We start from the raw sequence: 15,220 nt of genomic DNA on the forward strand, positions 1-15,220 counted from the left end.
TTCTGCCATGAGTAAAGAAATATCAGACGGAGCGTCGTGTAAAGTAATTGGTGGTACCCACAAAGGTAAAGCGGGCATTGTGCGCGACATTAACACCAGTAAAACGGGCGCAGTTACCATTACCGTTGTACAAGCCGATGGTGATCGTTTTAAAACGTTGGCTAAAAACGTAGCATTAACTTCTTAAAAACGTAGTGCTTTGTCCCGCAGCATCTTTTGAAAGGGACCCTGCGAGGCACAATGTTGTTTCTGTTGCAGTGTACGCTGTGAGAAACGCTGCGGGGGCAAAAATCATTTATTCACAACCGCCCAATACGCTTTCTTACGTTGACTGTTAACATCAAACAATAGCGGGTAAGCTTTAAGCATCATTGGCGTGGCAGGTTTCACATCACCTGCCGAGCCACCCCCACGGCTATCTAACCAACTTCCTCTGTCGCTAACTTTCCAAAAGGTAACAGCTTTTATATTCTTTTTATACGCCCTTAATATGTCAAATATCTCTTTATATTTCGCTACTTGCCGGGCCTCTAATTCGGGAGTATAACCAAGGTCAACAGGTGGTGTTGTGGGTGCTGGTGCGCCTAAAGGCCTTGGATGAATTGTTAGGTCCAGTTCGGTAATTTGCACCTCTAAACCTAATGAAACTATCTCATCCAGGGCAGTACGCAGTTGCGTAGCCGTTGGATAATCTAATGACCAATGCGCCTGAAAACCCACCCCGTCAATCGGTACGCCGTTAGCCTTCAGCCTTTTCATCAGTTTAAATATCTTTTCGCGTTTAACCTCACGCTCGCTGTTAAACTCATTGTAATATAACTTTGCTTTAGAATCCGCCTCGTGCGCAAACCTGAAAGCTGCGTCTATAAACTCAGGCCCGTCAAATATTTCCAGCCATTTAGTTTTGCGGTACATCACTGTAGGGTCCTGGCTGTCATCAATAGCTTCGTTCACCACATCCCATGCATAAATTTTGCCTTTGTAGCGGTTCATCACTGTATAGATGTGTTCCTTTAGGCGCTTTAACACCAACTCTTTTGTAGCCTGTTTCCCATCCGGCCCTACAAACATCCACTCGGCATTTTGCGTGTGCCAAAGCAAATTATGGCCGCGTATGTTAATTTTATGTCTTTCTGCAAAGGCTACAATATCGTCAGCATTCTTCCAGTTGTAAGTGCCTTCCGTTGGATGTATAATCCCCACTTTCATGTCGTTCTCTGCTGTCACGCTATTAAATTCCCTGGTTATTAAAGGAGAGTCTGTTCTTATTGATCTGGAACCCACTGCCACGCCAACCAAAAAATCATCTTTAAAGTAATCTTTCAGCCCCTTGTTTAAATCAGCTTGTGGCGTAGTATTTGGCACAGCCGCAATAGTTGGGCTAAGTTTAGGAGAACATTGGATATAGCAGAATACAATTGCAAACGCCGCCGCAATAAGGGCTATGTCCTTTCTGAAATACTTTTTCATGGTTTAGTAGCTAATTGGTTTCAATTGATAAATCTAAATAATATTTAAATTACTAACATGTCTATTATAAAGTTTATCACTGTGCTAAAACTGTTGCTATAGTGTTGCTAATCTGTTGATATAGTGTTGCAAAAACTGCAGAGAAACTGCCTATTTTTATGTTTTACAGTACGCTTATAATCAGTAACTTATAAGTAATCCACAGCTGATTTTGCTGACGAATAAGTAATCGAAAGCAAAATATATAAAGTACTAATATTCAATTAATTAGGTTTTTTTTGCCTCGGGAACGCATATTTTTTGCAACACCGTCAGTGTTACTCGATAAAAAGCTGTTTCTCGCTAATATCAACGGCCGAGCGGGTACCATCAAGACTTATGCGCACCATCATGTGGTATAAAATGCTGTCGTAAATATAAATGTTATCTTTATTATCAGCTCCATGGAAGCTTTGCTTTAGGTTTGCTCCCTTTGCCTGAGCCATCAGCTTAATAACATCCTTTGTATTGGCGCTAACATAACTGGCTGTATGCAACACCCCGCCGCTGGCCAGTTTAAACCCGCGGCCCACAATAATGGTTTCTACCTTATTACTTGGCGCAGTGGTTGTGTAAGCCTCTATTAAAAAGCCGTCTACTTCTTCTCCATACTGCAACTTAAAAACTTTGCGTGCAGCAATGTCGTCTGCCGCCTGTTGGTTACTAAGGCTGGTTAAGTTCATCAGGTTTAACAAACTTATACTTTGCGCCCCGGCAGACGCGCCCCAACCTAATATTAACAGTACTAACAGAAATTTTCTCATTACGAGTGTAAGTATACTTAAAAGACTAAACTTTTCAAAAATAAGCATTTTGGTTAATTTGCCGGTAAACAATGCTCACAATTACGTTAGTATAAAAACCCATCTATAATTCTGTTAAATTTACCGCTGCAACCTTATGGACTATCAGCAAACCATCAATTATCTCTATACCCGCCTGCCTATGTTCTCGCGCACAGGGGCGGCCGCTATTACTAAGGATCTAAGTAACACTATAGCGCTCTGTAAGCTACTCAATCATCCCGAAACTAAATTTAAGAGCGTACACATAGCGGGCACCAACGGCAAGGGGTCCACGTCGCACATGCTGGCTGCTATACTGCAAACCGCAGGTTACAAAACGGGCCTCTATACATCGCCGCATTTAAAAGATTTCCGGGAACGGATACGCTTGAATGGTGAAATGATCAGCAAACAAGCCGTTATTGATTTTGTAGCGCGTTACAACAACGATATTGAACGGCTAAACCTGTCGTTCTTTGAAATGACTGTAGGCCTGGCCTTTGAATGTTTTGCAAACGAACAGGTTGAGATTGCCATTATTGAAACCGGCTTAGGCGGCCGGCTCGACTCTACTAACGTTATCACGCCATTACTATCTGTAATTACCAATATAGGTTGGGACCATACAGATCTGCTGGGCAATACGCTCCCCTTTATTGCAGCTGAAAAAGCAGGTATAATTAAGCCGAACATCCCCGCTATAATTGGCGAACGCCAGGATGAAGTAGCTGATGTGTTTATAAAAAAAGCTGATGATGTGGGGGCACCCATTAGTTTTGCAGCAGACGAATGGAATATAGAAATAAAGGACAGCGTAATTAATCAGCAGCTAAGCGTTGCGGCTTCAAATATCCTCAAACAGCACACCTATTTATTACAACTGGATCTGGTGGGCAGTTATCAGCTTAAAAATATAAAAACCGTGTTAAGCTCGGTTGATGAACTGCGCAGTCAGGGCTTCGTTATAACTGATGAACATGTAAAAACTGCCTTAAGTAAAGTAAAAACACTTACAGGTTTACATGGGCGGTGGGAAGTTTTGAATCAATCGCCACTGACCATTTGCGATACGGGCCATAATCCGGATGGTATCCAGGAAGTGCTGAAAAACATTACCGCGACACCGCACCAACAATTGCATTTTGTTATAGGCATGGTTAGCGATAAGGATAGCAGCAAAGTTTTGGCGCTCTTGCCTAAAAACGCAATATATTACTTCTGCCGTCCGGATATTCCGCGCGGCTTAGATGCTAAGGATTTACGTAAAAAAGCGCGCGATTTTGATTTGCATGGCGAAAGCTATCCGTCAGTAAAAGAAGCATTAGCCGCAGCGCAGATAAACGCGGGACCCAAAGATCTGGTTTTTGTGGGGGGCAGTACGTTTGTAGTGGCCGAGATAATTTAAATGATAGCATAAGCAATTAATAGCATGGGAACAATAAACTGGGGTATAATTGGCTGCGGCGATGTTACCGAGATAAAAAGCGGGCCGCCACTTTACAAAGCACCTAACAGCAGGCTGATAGCTGTAATGCGCCGGGACGCAGCCAAAGCAGAGGATTACGCACGTAGACATGGCGTAGGTAAATGGTACAGCGATGCAGAGCAGTTGTTAGACAACGCAGAGATAAATGCAGTGTATGTGGCCACGCCGCCGTCCTCCCATTTAGCGTATGCCATTGCGTGCCTTAAACGTGGTTTAAATGTTTACGTAGATAAACCGGTAACAATTAACGCAAACGAAGCCCGGCAAATGGCCGCGGCATTAAAGCAAAGCAGCGGCAAGCTTTCAGTAGCGCACTATCGCAGGGCGTTGCCTATGTACCTGTATGTTAAAGACCTGTTGGATAGTGGTGCAATTGGCGATGTACGCAGTGTGCAAATAAGAACGTGGAAAACCGCAAAGCCGGATAATGAAGACCTATCACCGGATAACTGGCGTATTATGCCCCATCTATCTGGCGGTGGTTATTTTAATGATCTTTCGCCCCATCAGTTAGATCAAATGCTGTTTTATTTTGGTGCACCGGTAAAATACAGTGGATTTTCTATTAATCAGGCCGGCGCATATGGCGCTACCGACCATACCTGCGGCAGCATAATTTTTGAGAACGGTGTTGTAGTAAACGGCTCGTGGTGTTTTAATGTTGCACCGTCTGAAGTTGCAGATGAATGTGTAATAGTTGGCTCAAAGGGTAGCATTAGTTTTCCGTTTTTTAATGACCCTTATACTGTAACATTAAAGAACGGCGATGGCGAAACCGCAAAAACGTTTGTTCAACCCACACATATTGGTTACCCTATGATAGAAAAGGTAGTTAATTATTTTAATGGAGAGGGGGATAATCCTTGCAGTTTGGATGATGCAATTGTTTTAATGGATATTATAGACGCCTTTGCCAAACCTGCCTTAAAATGAAGGAAATAGTTGATTTTAAAAAAAATATCTAATTTAGTAAAAATAGTACTTAAACTTTTATGAGAGTTATTACCTATTTATTTACGGTATTTTTTTTGACCGCCAGCTTAAATAGCCTGGCACAGCTATCTCCTGTGCCTAAAAGTTATTCCCTTACAACTCCGGAAGATTATAACAAATATGAAAAAGACGTTATAAACGTCATCAACTGGTTAGAACAAACGCCATGGAATCCGAAAAATGGCGAAAGACAGATCGCAAATTCGTTTTTTTTAGCATGGATGTCTGGCAGCCCTACAGTTACCGTAGAAGTTAGCGATGATATCCTTATGAAAATAATGGAAAAAAATAAAGAGTTGCTTTTTGCGTATATGGGCGGGTATACAAAGTATACCTTGCAAACCCACGCAGATAAAACAATCTTTGATATTAACAAAGCAAAACTGGCTGGATTTAAAGCCGTAATTACAAAATACGGCGCAGAAAAAAAACACTCGCGAGACAAAAACGTGGAGATGCTTGCCCAGTTAGAAAGTGAAGGCAAGTTAGAGAATTGGATAGCTACGGAACTTATTAAAAAGTAAAAGGCCACATTTGTCAATGTGGCGCTTGCTTACAGCTCAATCTTTCTTTTTAGGAACCTTAGCGCCTTCTTTCCGCGCTTCTGACAGGCCAATGGCTACAGCCTGTTTTTTGCTGGTAACTTTTTTGCCGCTGCCGCTTTTAAGTTTGCCTTCCTTCATTTCGTGCATGGTTTTTTCTACTTTTTCACCTGCTTTTTCCGAATACTTTGCCATAACATTTTCATTAGGTAAATAATTGACTATTCAGCAAAATGTTTGCCATTTTATATGGCACCGTCTCTGTTTATTATTATATTACTATATTCAAAACAAATAAATGGCAGCTTAAGGGCGTTAGTTTAAAAAAACGACAACATGGTATCAAAAAAAATAATTGCCCCATTTTACGAACGCTTAGCCTTTACTCTGATAGGTTTTGTAGTGTTGGGATATTTGATTGTGCAGGGCAAAGAATTGCTTGATCCGCTTATGTTTGGCTTTCTGTTCGCCATATTGTTGCTGCCGCTCTCTAATTTTTTTGAACGTAAGCTGCGTATGCCTCGTTCCATATCCTCGTTTTTATCGGTTATTCTCCTGGCAGCTATGGTTATTGCGATACTTTATTTGGTAGGGGCTCAAATATCGCGTTTAACGGCAGACTGGCCGATGCTTAAAAATCAGCTTACACAATCAATTAACGACGTATCGCTATGGATACAGGGAAGATTAAGCATCAATTTGGAAAGCCAAAAAACAATGGTGGATGATACGGCAAAAAAACTACTTTCATCTGGCAGCCAGGTTATTACTACCACGTTTGGCGCGGTATCGTCGTTAAGGTTGTTCTATGCTTTTATAATAATCTTTACGTTTTTTATATTGTTTTACCGCAGGTTGCTGTATCGGTTTGTATTAAAAGTATTTACAGATGAACACGGACATGTCGTACACGATATTGCTCAAAACATACAAAGCATCCTGCGTCAGTACATTTTGGGATTATTATTTGAGATGATAATAGTTGCCGCAGTTGCCTGCACCGCTTTCTGGATGATAGATATTAAATACGCTGTATTACTCGGCCTGATGGTTGGCCTTTTCAACATAATACCGTATCTCGGCATCTTTACAGCGCTGATTTTAAGTGTGCTGATAACTTTTGCCACAGGGCCAATAACTAATACTGTTGCAGTTGCTGTAAGCATAATTGTTATACATGCTGTTGATGCTAATTTATTGCTACCCACAGTTGTTGGATCAAAAGTAAGGCTGAATGCATTAATAACCTTTTTAGGCATCATTTTAGGCGAAATGTTGTGGGGGTTGTCGGGTATGTTTCTTTCCATTCCCGTTATAGCTATATTCAAAATTATATTTGACAGGATAGAAAGCACCAAACCGTGGGGCTACTTGCTTGGCGGCGATTATGAGTTTAAACCGGCAGCTAAAAAGAGAATGAAAACGGAGTGAGGTAGATTGGTTTGTAAAGATTAGTTTATAACGACACCTTAATTATCTCTGAAGAATACATCGGCTATTACTAATCTTTAATTATCCAATCTTCAATCAATCACTATCTTCGCTGTATGAAATACCTGCGCTTGCTTTTATTTCCATTCTCTCTGGTTTATGGCCTCATTATCATAATGCGCAACTGGCTTTATGATGCCGGCTTGTTGGTGAGCCGGGAGTTCGACATACCGGTTATTGCTGTAGGCAACCTGGAGATTGGTGGCGTAGGTAAAAGCCCTATGACAGAGTATTTAATTCGCCTGCTCAAAACCAATAACAAACTGGCTACACTTAGCAGGGGTTACGGGCGGACCACCAAAGGATTTCTGGTAGCAGATAAAAACACTAACGCAAGCCAAATTGGTGATGAACCGGCGCAGTTTAAATATAAGTTCCCGGAACTTACGGTGGCGGTCTGCGAGAAACGGGTGGTTGGAATTGAACAATTGAAAGGCCATCACGATGTTATCATTCTGGACGATGCCTACCAGCACAGAGCAGTAAAACCCGGATTAAGTATATTGTTATTTGATTATAACAGTATTAAGCAGGCCCAATTTCTATTGCCTGCCGGAAACCTGCGCGAACCATTTAGCGGCCGCTGGCGAGCAGATATAATTGTAATTAGCAAATGCCCGGAAAATATTAACGATGCTATGCAGAAAAAAATAGCTGATAAAATAAACCCGCTACCCTATCAGCAGTTGTATTTTTCAACTATAAGCTATATGCCATTATATGATATAGCCGGGAGCCGTGCCAGTGCAGAAATTGATGATGCAGGCACCACCGTATTTCTGCTAACGGGCATAGCTAACCCCACTCCGCTGGTTGACCATATAAAAACACAAACTTTAAACGTTATACATCACAATTATCCAGATCATCACAGCTTTAGCTTAAAAAATATCACTAAACTTGCCGATGACTTTAGTGCATGCAAATCACAAAAAAAACTGATCATCACAACAGAAAAGGATGCACAGCGTTTAGGATTGCATGAACTCAAAGAAATACTTAATCAGCTGCCGGTATATATACAGCCCATAGGCGTTAAATTTTTACACCATCAGCAAAATTTTGATCAAACAGTTTTAAATTATGTTAGAGAACATCTACCACACAGTTAGTTATATAAAAAAACGGATAGGCGACTTTGAACCCGAAGTAGGCATAATATTAGGCACCGGTTTAGGCGGCCTGGTTAACGAAATTGAGGTTGAGAAACAGCTGATGTATTCCAACATTCCTGATTTTCCTATCTCAACCCTGGAGTTTCACTCGGGTAAGTTGATATTCGGAAAGTTAGCCGGTGTAAAAGTTGTTGCCATGCAAGGGCGCCTGCATTACTATGAAGGTTACAGCATGCAGGAGATAACTTTCCCCGTTAGGGTGATGAAAATGCTGGGAATAAAAACCCTGTTTGTTTCAAACGCGAGCGGATCCTTAAACCCCGAATTTAAAAAAGGCGATCTGATGGTAATTGCTGATCATATTAACCTGCAACCAGAAAACCCTCTGGCAGGCCGCAATAACGAAGAGTTGGGGCCGCGTTTCCCGGATATGAGCCAGCCTTATCAACATACTTTGATAGCTAAAGCGCTTAATATTGCCAAACAAAACAACATTACCTGCCACAAAGGGGTATACGTAGCTGTATCAGGGCCAAATTTGGAAACAAGGGCCGAATATCGCTATCTGCGTATTATTGGCGGCGATGCAGTAGGCATGAGCACGGTACCCGAAGTTATAGTGGCCAAACACATGAGTTTGCCGGTTTTTGCCATATCTGTACTCACTGATGAAGGTTTTGGAGAAGAACTTGTACCTGTTTCGGTTGAAGAGATCATTGGCGTTGCGCAAGCTGCTGAGCCGAACATGACGTTGATTTTAAAAGAACTGATAGCGAGTTTAAATGCCTGATAGATTAACGCTTCTTTTATTCTTATTTATTTGCTTTTGGGTTACAACAACTGTTGCACAAAACGGACCACCGTACAACAACGGTGGGTATAACAATGGCGGTTACAATAACGGCAGCAACAACGGTAATTATAATAACGACCCGCGTTACCAAAATTATAATGACACTACGCGAAACCGAAGCCAGGCGTTAACTTCTGACCAAATGATTGATACGCTTCGCAAACGCGAAAGGCAGCGTATGGATTCTGTTATATTTAATACAAGGTTTATTAAGATAACTAACGAGGCTTTGCTGCGCGATAGCACGCAGTTGTTTCCGCTCGATACTTCGCTTGTTGACTTTGAGAACTACAATCCACTTTTTTACGCCCGAAACCCAAAAATAAGTCTGGGTGGCACAATGGGGCTCGCGGCCCGCAGTTTGTTGTTTGAGCCACGCAAAACCATTGGCTTTGATGTTGGCTTACACGCGCTTGATCCGTGGCAGTTCACCCTGGATGATGTTTACTATTTTAATGCACGGGTGCCGTACACCCTTTTAACAATGGTAACAGGTGGTGCTGAAGAACAATTTTTTAAAGCTTTTCACACACAAAACGTAAAACCTAACTGGAATGTGGGATTTAGCTTAAACTTCCTCGGCTCGCGCGGAACGTATGCTAATAGAAGTGTTTTAGGACAAAATGTAAGCAACCTTACGGGGAATGTTTTTAGCTGGTACGAGTCAACTAACAAAAGATACAATTTATTAACTACGTTAATTTTCAATAACATCAAATCGCCTGAAACCGGTTCTGTGTTGAATGATTCACTTTTTACCAGTGCGCGCGGGTCGTTCGATAAAAACACGGAGCGTGTACGTTTGCCGAATTCTTTTTCTAACCAAAAGGAGACCACCTTGCATATTAAGCAATTTTACTATGTGGGGCGCATTGATACTACCTTGGTTAAAAATAAAAGCAGTGCCAATATTTTGCCTACACAGCGCTTTTCGCATACGCTGAATGTAAGCCAGAAAAAATATATTTATCAACAAGGTGACCAGGATGTCTATCATGTTTTCCCCGACTATTACTTTAGCTCAAATAGAACTAAAGATTCGTTAACGGTAAATAATATTCAAAACGAGTTTTCTTATAGTTTTTACTTGCGTGGTAAATCAAGTCAGTTTGTAAAAAACGAGTTTAAGTTAGATGTTGGCCTTACACACGATCTGTATAGCTACAATCAGTATGTAGTTGATACAACACTTAATGAGTTTGGTGTAAAGGTGGTATTACCGCAAAAACAACAGCAGGCAAATTTTCAAAATATTACGCTTAACGGGCGGGCCAGCTATCGCTTTAGCGACAAGCTGAGTTTACAAGCCACGGTTAATCAGATAGTGGTTGGCCGCAATTTTGGCGATTTTTTGTATGACGCTAAGTTGCTGCTATCCGGTAATGACAAAGCGGGAAGAATTGTATTGAATGCTTACCAGCAAAGCAGTTCGCCATCGCTGGTTGCTACCAGTTGGGTAAGTAATCATTATATTTTCAACAACAGTTTCGCCAACCAAAAAACAACGGCGCTTTCCTTCAACTATATAAATGATGCTTTAGCGTTAGATGTTAAAGCTGAATATTTTTTATTGAACGATTACCTGTATTACGAATCTTCTCCCGGCGGAAACGATGCCCATCCGGTACAACTTTCCAGTCCTATTAACCTTTTAAAAATAAGTGCGGGTAAAAACCTCGCGTTTGGCAACTGGCATTTTGACAACTTTGTAGTTTATCAAAAAACCGACTACCAAAAAACTTTGCGCATTCCGGAGGTATATACTTACAGTAGCTTATACTTAAATTCTTTTCTATTCAAAGTGCTGCGCACATCAACAGGCGTAACGGTGCGTTATAATACCCCATATTCAGCTCCTTCATACGCAGTTGGTTTAGGCCAGTTTTATAATGGGGCCGATGTGCAGTTCTCCTCCTACCCTTTTGCCTCTGTGTTTTTAAAAGCCAACATTAAAAACACCGACTTGCTGGTGATGTATGATTATGCTAATCAGGGTTTATTTAGTAAAGGCTATTACACGGTTTACCGTTATCCGCAACTGTCAAGCATGTTGAAATTTGGGGTGAGGTGGAATTTTTATCAGTAAGATTATTATTTACAATAACTCTCTATTGCTTCAAATATCATATCAATAGTATCACCCAATTCAACGCTCTTCGCCAAGTCATTACATATTTTATTTTTGTCTTCTAAAGGTATTTCTACCTTATCTTTTGCCGCCACCACCGTAATTTGTGATGTTTTTGATAGCGTTGTGCCATCTTTAAACTGGTACTTTCTTATTCTTGCAAATGCTCTGTTGGCAAGGGCCTCCATGTAGAGTGGCTCTAATTCTATTGCTTTATCAAAATCTGCAATAGCATTATCAAAATCGAGATTGTTTAATTTTGCAGTTCCTCTGTTAAAATAAGCGTCGGCATAGTTGTTATTCAACAGGATAGCATCATTGAGTTTTTTTATCGCACCACCATAATCTCCATTTCTCATCAACTCAACCGATTTGTCTTGTAAAGTATAAAATTTTTCCTCTTCCTTTGTCATTACCGCCTTTAAGTTCACAAAGTTTGCCTGCCTCTTGAGTTCACCTGTTGAGTAAAAATCTTGCCATATACCATCGTCCAATCCTTTTTTAAAGGTCCCCTTCTGTTTAATTGCTCCATTACTGAAATACTCCTCTGAATAACCATCGGCAATTCCGTTTACATAATTTCTAAAAAAACTTTTATTGCCGTTTAAATAGTAAGTAGTTCTAAGACCATCAACAATACCTTCTTTTAAAGTTCCGTCTCCTTTTATTTTGCCATTATAAAAATAATCGATAAAATGCCCAGAATAGGGAATTTTGGCACCCATTAAATACCAAACGCCCTTTCTTTGTTCCATTATTTTAGTAGAGGGGATTCTCTTTACGTCGGCGGGCCGTTTGGCGTATTCTTTAGTAATAACAATTATTAATTTATCTAAATTAGAATACCCATGTAATTTTAAACTATCAGGAGAGGTGATAACGGTTACATGATCGATGTCTTCATTCGTAAGAGTGCCCTCACTTTTGTCTGGCTCATCTATTACAGGGATGCTATCTACAATAAACATCACTCTTTCCTGCTTTTGATCTGTCTGACAAAAAGAGGATAAAGAAAAAAAGGTTAACGATATTAAGAGAGAAAAAAATTTCATGACCAAGGATAAGTTCTTAAAAATATCACTTTAATCACAAAAAAGAAACTATTAGCCCTAGTTATCAGGTTTTCTGCTTCTTCTTCTTAGCCGCTGGGAATAATACATTATTCAATATTAACCGGTAACCGGGCGAGTTGGGATGCAATTTAAGATCGGTTTGTGGAGAACCGGGCGAATGCTGGTAATCCTCGGGGTCATGGCCTCCGTAAAATGTCCATTGCCCTTTGCCGTATTCGCCATGTATATAGCGTGCTTCACCTTCGGTTTTCTGTTCACCCATAATGGTAACGCCGGGCTTTAGCAAATCTTTATCAAAAGCTGTGGCTAAGCCTATAAAACCTTTCAAAACCCGCTCATGATCCTGGGTAAGCATACTCGGTACTATATCCCATTTGGCCGAAAAATCAAATAGTGTAAAAAAGTCTGTAGCCATTGGAACCCTGTTCAAGGTACGGGTGTCTATATTGCTGAACTTACGCGCCCGCGGGCCAAGCTGCAGTGTAAAATTCTGAAATGCGAAAGTTTGAGTAAAATCCAATTTGGCCTGTGCGTTATCGTCGATAGGATCACCGTCATATTCACTATCAACAATATCAGTATTATGGGCGGCTAAGGCTATGTCAAAACTATCCGCTCCGGAACACATGGCAAACAAAAATCCGCCGCCTGCAGTAAAATCTCTGATACGCTCTGCCACCGCCAGTTTCATTTTTGATACTTTGCTGTATCCAAATTTCTTTGCTACTTCCTCCTGCATCTGCCGGTTACGCAAATTCCATTCGTAATTGCCAAACCCGTTACCAAATTTGCTAAACTGGCCTGTAAAATCCTCATGATGCAGGTGCAGCCAATCATATTTAGGCAGGTCGCCTTTTAAAATACCTTCATCGTAAATATAATCAAATGGTATTTCGGCATACTTAAGTACAAGGTCAACTGCGTCTTCTAACGGCCCTTTATCCTTAGGCGAATAAACAGCAACTCTGGGTGCCTTTTGCAGCTTAACCACATCCATATTTACCGATGGATCATTTATGGTAGCCATAATTGTGCTTACGCTGGCATCGCTTACCACCTCATAGCTTACACCACGTATTTTGCACTCGTCTTCTAAAGCTTTGCTGTATTCAATTAAAAAGCTGCCTGCACGATAATTAAGCAGCCACTGTACCTCCTTATCAGCTTTTAAAACCCAAAACGCAATACCATAAGCTTTAAGATGCTCTTTCTGCGCCTCGTCCATAGGTAGCAAAATTGAATTCGCCTTGCTTATAATTGGTAAAAGCAGTAAAGTAAAAATCAATAACTTCTTGATCCGCCTCATATTTATCGCGATTGAATTCAGCAGTGTTGCTATAACAAATATAACAAACAATATATGAAGCTGTTAGGGCAACAAAAGTTTTACAAAGCTCAGTCGGTTGTATTTACATCAATACCTATCTGTTTTAGCAGCAAACTGGCGTTAAAAGTTTTGCATTCGCCGAGCTTCAATTTGTAATCAAAAAGCATTTGCCCGTTACTTATTTGTATATCAAAATAGAAGTTACGCACGTAGTCAGGGTACTTATCTTCCAACCTGGCAATTTGCAGATCGTGCGTAGCAACCATGCCCACACCTTTCTTTTTAATTAGTTGCTCTATTACTGCTTTTGAGCCTAAATATTTATCTACAGAATTGGTGCCCCGCAGCATTTCGTCTATTAAAAAGAAAACTTTGGGCTCGTTTTCAACCGCGGCCAGCAGCATTTGTAAACGATCAAGCTCGGCCTTAAAGGTTGAGGTGCTTTCGTTTAGCGAATCTTTGATACGCATATAACTCACCAATGTAATTACCGATACGGTCATACTTTCGGCGCACACAGGCGCACCACATAGTGCAAGTACACTGTTAATACCTACTGTGCGTAAAAATGTGCTTTTTCCCGCCATATTTGAGCCCGTTATAATGTCTACCTTAAAGGTATCGGTTAATTCATAATCATTCTCTACACGGCCTGATGCCTTAATAAGCGGATGCGCCAGCGCCTTACTAGTTACGGTGTAGCCCTCGCCGTCAGCAATCTGCGGTATAGCCCATTCCTGGTAGTTGATGCGCAAGCCGGCAATACTGTATAGCGCCTCAAATTCTGCTATAACATCAAAGGCATCTTCAAGGTCGTGGTAATTATCGCGCTTCCATTTTTCAATAGCTATTACCTGCTTAAGTGCCCACAGAAAAAAGATATTAAGCACAAAGTTTACTATCATTACCAGGTTGTAACCAAGCTTATGAATAAGTTGGGATAGTTGAGCTATGTTTTTTGATGTTTGCTTTTCAATTATCCGGCCCGCCAGTTCCTTATTCAAATCAGCGTCCCATTTTTCTGCTTCAATCTTATTAAAAGCTACGGCATACGCAGCTAAAACATCACTTATTTTATCGGCAATAAAACCCGATTTCATGATATAACTGCCTCGTGATGCTACGATACTCAAGTTAGCCGCTACCAAAAAAAGTGTCAATAATTTAAAAACCGGACTGAAAAACGCCCCAACAATTACCACGGTTAACAATATTGGCGCTATTGTAATGTACTTAGACAGCGCTTTTTCCCCGGGAATGTTCAAGGGGCTTTTAAGATAATTGAATAAATGCTGAAAGCGGTTAATATCAGTACCATTGGCAAACAATAACAAGGTTTGCAATTCGGGTTTCCACTGTCCTTTACCGGCAATTTCCTCCGCGGCTTGCTGCCGTAACAAAATTGCATCGCGATTAGCCGGAGCATTCAGCCAGGCAGCTAATTTGTCGTTTCCCAAAGAGGTTGCTGCCCTGTTAACCAGGCTAAATAATGATGCATTGCCAAAAATGTCCAGATCAGAGGTATAAAAATGTTTTTCATTATTATATCGAGCACCATTGTTGTAAAGATTACTGCCATCGCGCATGCAGGTTATCTCGTTGTTGTTAACACGCTCCAAATCAGTATAGTATTTTCTTTTTTGCTCATAAATGCTTTGGCGCTTAACTAACGCTGCAAAACATAACAAAAGCACTACAAAACATATGGCGATGATGGAAAAGTCATTAAGCTCTATACCTAAATAAACAGACAAAGCCATGAGGAAAAACACCCCCAAACGCATAAGCGAGTACTGGTCGGCAAGTTTTTTATAACGGCTGGCCTCCGCAGCGGCGGCCAAAGCGTAGCTTTGGTAATTGTTAATTATATCTTCCATAAATCTGAGGCTAAATAAGCACTTATATTTTAATTTAGCGC

At 40.8% G+C, this 15,220-nt stretch carries 14 protein-coding genes; 8 read left to right on the plus strand and 6 right to left on the minus strand.

The window, feature by feature from the left end; translation table 11 throughout:
* Positions 1-7: 7 nt before the first annotated feature.
* Positions 8-187 carry a KOW motif-containing protein gene (locus ACVW2L_RS10145; RefSeq protein ID WP_457127848.1) on the plus strand — a complete coding sequence of 60 codons (180 nt, stop codon included), beginning with the start codon at positions 8-10 and terminating at the stop codon, positions 185-187.
* A gap of 104 nt (positions 188-291) precedes the next feature.
* Here ACVW2L_RS10145 and ACVW2L_RS10150 read toward each other — a convergent pair whose 3' ends face one another.
* Together ACVW2L_RS10150 and ACVW2L_RS10155 are read right to left on the minus strand one after the other, a co-directional pair.
* Positions 292-1,470 carry an endo-1,4-beta-xylanase gene (locus tag ACVW2L_RS10150; protein ID WP_457127849.1) on the minus strand — a complete coding sequence of 393 codons (1,179 nt, stop codon included), beginning with the start codon at positions 1,468-1,470 and terminating at the stop codon, positions 292-294.
* A 317-nt stretch (positions 1,471-1,787) separates the two neighbouring features.
* On the minus strand, positions 1,788-2,273 hold the full coding sequence (locus ACVW2L_RS10155) for a hypothetical protein (RefSeq protein ID WP_457127850.1): 486 nt from the start codon (positions 2,271-2,273) through the stop codon (positions 1,788-1,790).
* 136 nt (positions 2,274-2,409) lie between these two features.
* Here ACVW2L_RS10155 and ACVW2L_RS10160 point away from each other — a divergent pair, with 136 nt between their 5' ends.
* The 3 genes from ACVW2L_RS10160 to ACVW2L_RS10170 are packed head-to-tail and all read left to right on the plus strand — an operon-like array spanning position 2,410 to position 5,297.
* A complete protein-coding gene (locus ACVW2L_RS10160; protein ID WP_457127851.1) occupies positions 2,410-3,699 on the plus strand; it encodes a bifunctional folylpolyglutamate synthase/dihydrofolate synthase in 1,290 nt (429 codons plus the stop codon).
* Between the two features lie 24 nt (positions 3,700-3,723).
* Complete coding sequence (locus ACVW2L_RS10165; protein WP_457127852.1) at positions 3,724-4,713, plus strand: Gfo/Idh/MocA family protein; 990 nt, start codon at positions 3,724-3,726, stop codon at positions 4,711-4,713.
* Between the two features lie 59 nt (positions 4,714-4,772).
* On the plus strand, positions 4,773-5,297 hold the full coding sequence (locus ACVW2L_RS10170) for a hypothetical protein (protein ID WP_457127853.1): 525 nt from the start codon (positions 4,773-4,775) through the stop codon (positions 5,295-5,297).
* Positions 5,298-5,333: 36 nt separating this feature from the next.
* Here the strand turns inward: ACVW2L_RS10170 and ACVW2L_RS10175 are convergent, their stop codons facing one another.
* Positions 5,334-5,510 (minus strand): DUF6496 domain-containing protein, encoded by a 177-nt coding sequence (locus ACVW2L_RS10175; protein ID WP_294794781.1) that lies wholly within the window; start codon positions 5,508-5,510, stop codon positions 5,334-5,336.
* A 141-nt stretch (positions 5,511-5,651) separates the two neighbouring features.
* Here ACVW2L_RS10175 and ACVW2L_RS10180 point away from each other — a divergent pair, with 141 nt between their 5' ends.
* From ACVW2L_RS10180 to ACVW2L_RS10195, 4 genes are all read left to right on the plus strand, one after another.
* Positions 5,652-6,746 (plus strand): AI-2E family transporter, encoded by a 1,095-nt coding sequence (locus ACVW2L_RS10180; protein ID WP_457127854.1) that lies wholly within the window; start codon positions 5,652-5,654, stop codon positions 6,744-6,746.
* Positions 6,747-6,862: 116 nt separating this feature from the next.
* A complete protein-coding gene (gene lpxK, locus ACVW2L_RS10185) occupies positions 6,863-7,918 on the plus strand; it encodes a tetraacyldisaccharide 4'-kinase (RefSeq protein ID WP_457127855.1) in 1,056 nt (351 codons plus the stop codon).
* Entirely contained in the window at positions 7,890-8,711 is an 822-nt protein-coding gene (locus ACVW2L_RS10190) for a purine-nucleoside phosphorylase (RefSeq protein ID WP_457127856.1), read from the plus strand. The genes lpxK and ACVW2L_RS10190 overlap by 29 nt, the downstream gene beginning before the upstream one ends.
* Complete coding sequence (locus ACVW2L_RS10195) at positions 8,704-10,860, plus strand: putative porin (RefSeq protein ID WP_457127857.1); 2,157 nt, start codon at positions 8,704-8,706, stop codon at positions 10,858-10,860. Before ACVW2L_RS10190 ends, ACVW2L_RS10195 begins: the two co-directional genes overlap by 8 nt.
* A 5-nt stretch (positions 10,861-10,865) precedes the next feature.
* Here the strand turns inward: ACVW2L_RS10195 and ACVW2L_RS10200 are convergent, their stop codons facing one another.
* The 3 genes from ACVW2L_RS10200 to ACVW2L_RS10210 all read right to left on the minus strand — a co-directional run bounded on the left by ACVW2L_RS10200 (position 10,866) and on the right by ACVW2L_RS10210 (position 15,179).
* Complete coding sequence (locus tag ACVW2L_RS10200) at positions 10,866-11,954, minus strand: tetratricopeptide repeat protein (protein WP_457127858.1); 1,089 nt, start codon at positions 11,952-11,954, stop codon at positions 10,866-10,868.
* 64 nt (positions 11,955-12,018) lie between these two features.
* A complete protein-coding gene (locus tag ACVW2L_RS10205) occupies positions 12,019-13,200 on the minus strand; it encodes an asparagine synthetase B (protein ID WP_457127859.1) in 1,182 nt (393 codons plus the stop codon).
* A 170-nt stretch (positions 13,201-13,370) separates the two neighbouring features.
* The gene (locus ACVW2L_RS10210) at positions 13,371-15,179 is read right to left on the minus strand and encodes a MutS-related protein (RefSeq protein ID WP_457127860.1); all 1,809 of its coding nucleotides are present in this window, start codon (positions 15,177-15,179) and stop codon (positions 13,371-13,373) included.
* Positions 15,180-15,220: the final 41 nt, after the last annotated feature.

This window comes from Mucilaginibacter sp. HD30, from assembly GCF_054061755.1.

What these genes read in the sequence shown, in the direction of transcription:
- ACVW2L_RS10175 (WP_294794781.1), bottom strand. Translation starts at nt 5,510, where the DNA reads ATGGCAAAGTATTCGGAAAAAGCAGGTGAAAAAGTAGAAAAAACCATG.
- ACVW2L_RS10180 (WP_457127854.1), top strand. Translation starts at nt 5,652, where the DNA reads ATGGTATCAAAAAAAATAATTGCCCCATTTTACGAACGCTTAGCCTTT.
- ACVW2L_RS10160 (WP_457127851.1), top strand. Translation starts at nt 2,410, where the DNA reads ATGGACTATCAGCAAACCATCAATTATCTCTATACCCGCCTGCCTATG.
- lpxK (WP_457127855.1), top strand. Translation starts at nt 6,863, where the DNA reads ATGAAATACCTGCGCTTGCTTTTATTTCCATTCTCTCTGGTTTATGGC.
- ACVW2L_RS10155 (WP_457127850.1), bottom strand. Translation starts at nt 2,273, where the DNA reads ATGAGAAAATTTCTGTTAGTACTGTTAATATTAGGTTGGGGCGCGTCT.
- ACVW2L_RS10150 (WP_457127849.1), bottom strand. Translation starts at nt 1,470, where the DNA reads ATGAAAAAGTATTTCAGAAAGGACATAGCCCTTATTGCGGCGGCGTTT.
- ACVW2L_RS10205 (WP_457127859.1), bottom strand. Translation starts at nt 13,200, where the DNA reads ATGGACGAGGCGCAGAAAGAGCATCTTAAAGCTTATGGTATTGCGTTT.
- ACVW2L_RS10170 (WP_457127853.1), top strand. Translation starts at nt 4,773, where the DNA reads ATGAGAGTTATTACCTATTTATTTACGGTATTTTTTTTGACCGCCAGC.
- ACVW2L_RS10210 (WP_457127860.1), bottom strand. Translation starts at nt 15,179, where the DNA reads ATGGAAGATATAATTAACAATTACCAAAGCTACGCTTTGGCCGCCGCT.
- ACVW2L_RS10145 (WP_457127848.1), top strand. Translation starts at nt 8, where the DNA reads ATGAGTAAAGAAATATCAGACGGAGCGTCGTGTAAAGTAATTGGTGGT.
- ACVW2L_RS10200 (WP_457127858.1), bottom strand. Translation starts at nt 11,954, where the DNA reads ATGAAATTTTTTTCTCTCTTAATATCGTTAACCTTTTTTTCTTTATCC.
- ACVW2L_RS10165 (WP_457127852.1), top strand. Translation starts at nt 3,724, where the DNA reads ATGGGAACAATAAACTGGGGTATAATTGGCTGCGGCGATGTTACCGAG.
- ACVW2L_RS10190 (WP_457127856.1), top strand. Translation starts at nt 7,890, where the DNA reads ATGTTAGAGAACATCTACCACACAGTTAGTTATATAAAAAAACGGATA.
- ACVW2L_RS10195 (WP_457127857.1), top strand. Translation starts at nt 8,704, where the DNA reads ATGCCTGATAGATTAACGCTTCTTTTATTCTTATTTATTTGCTTTTGG.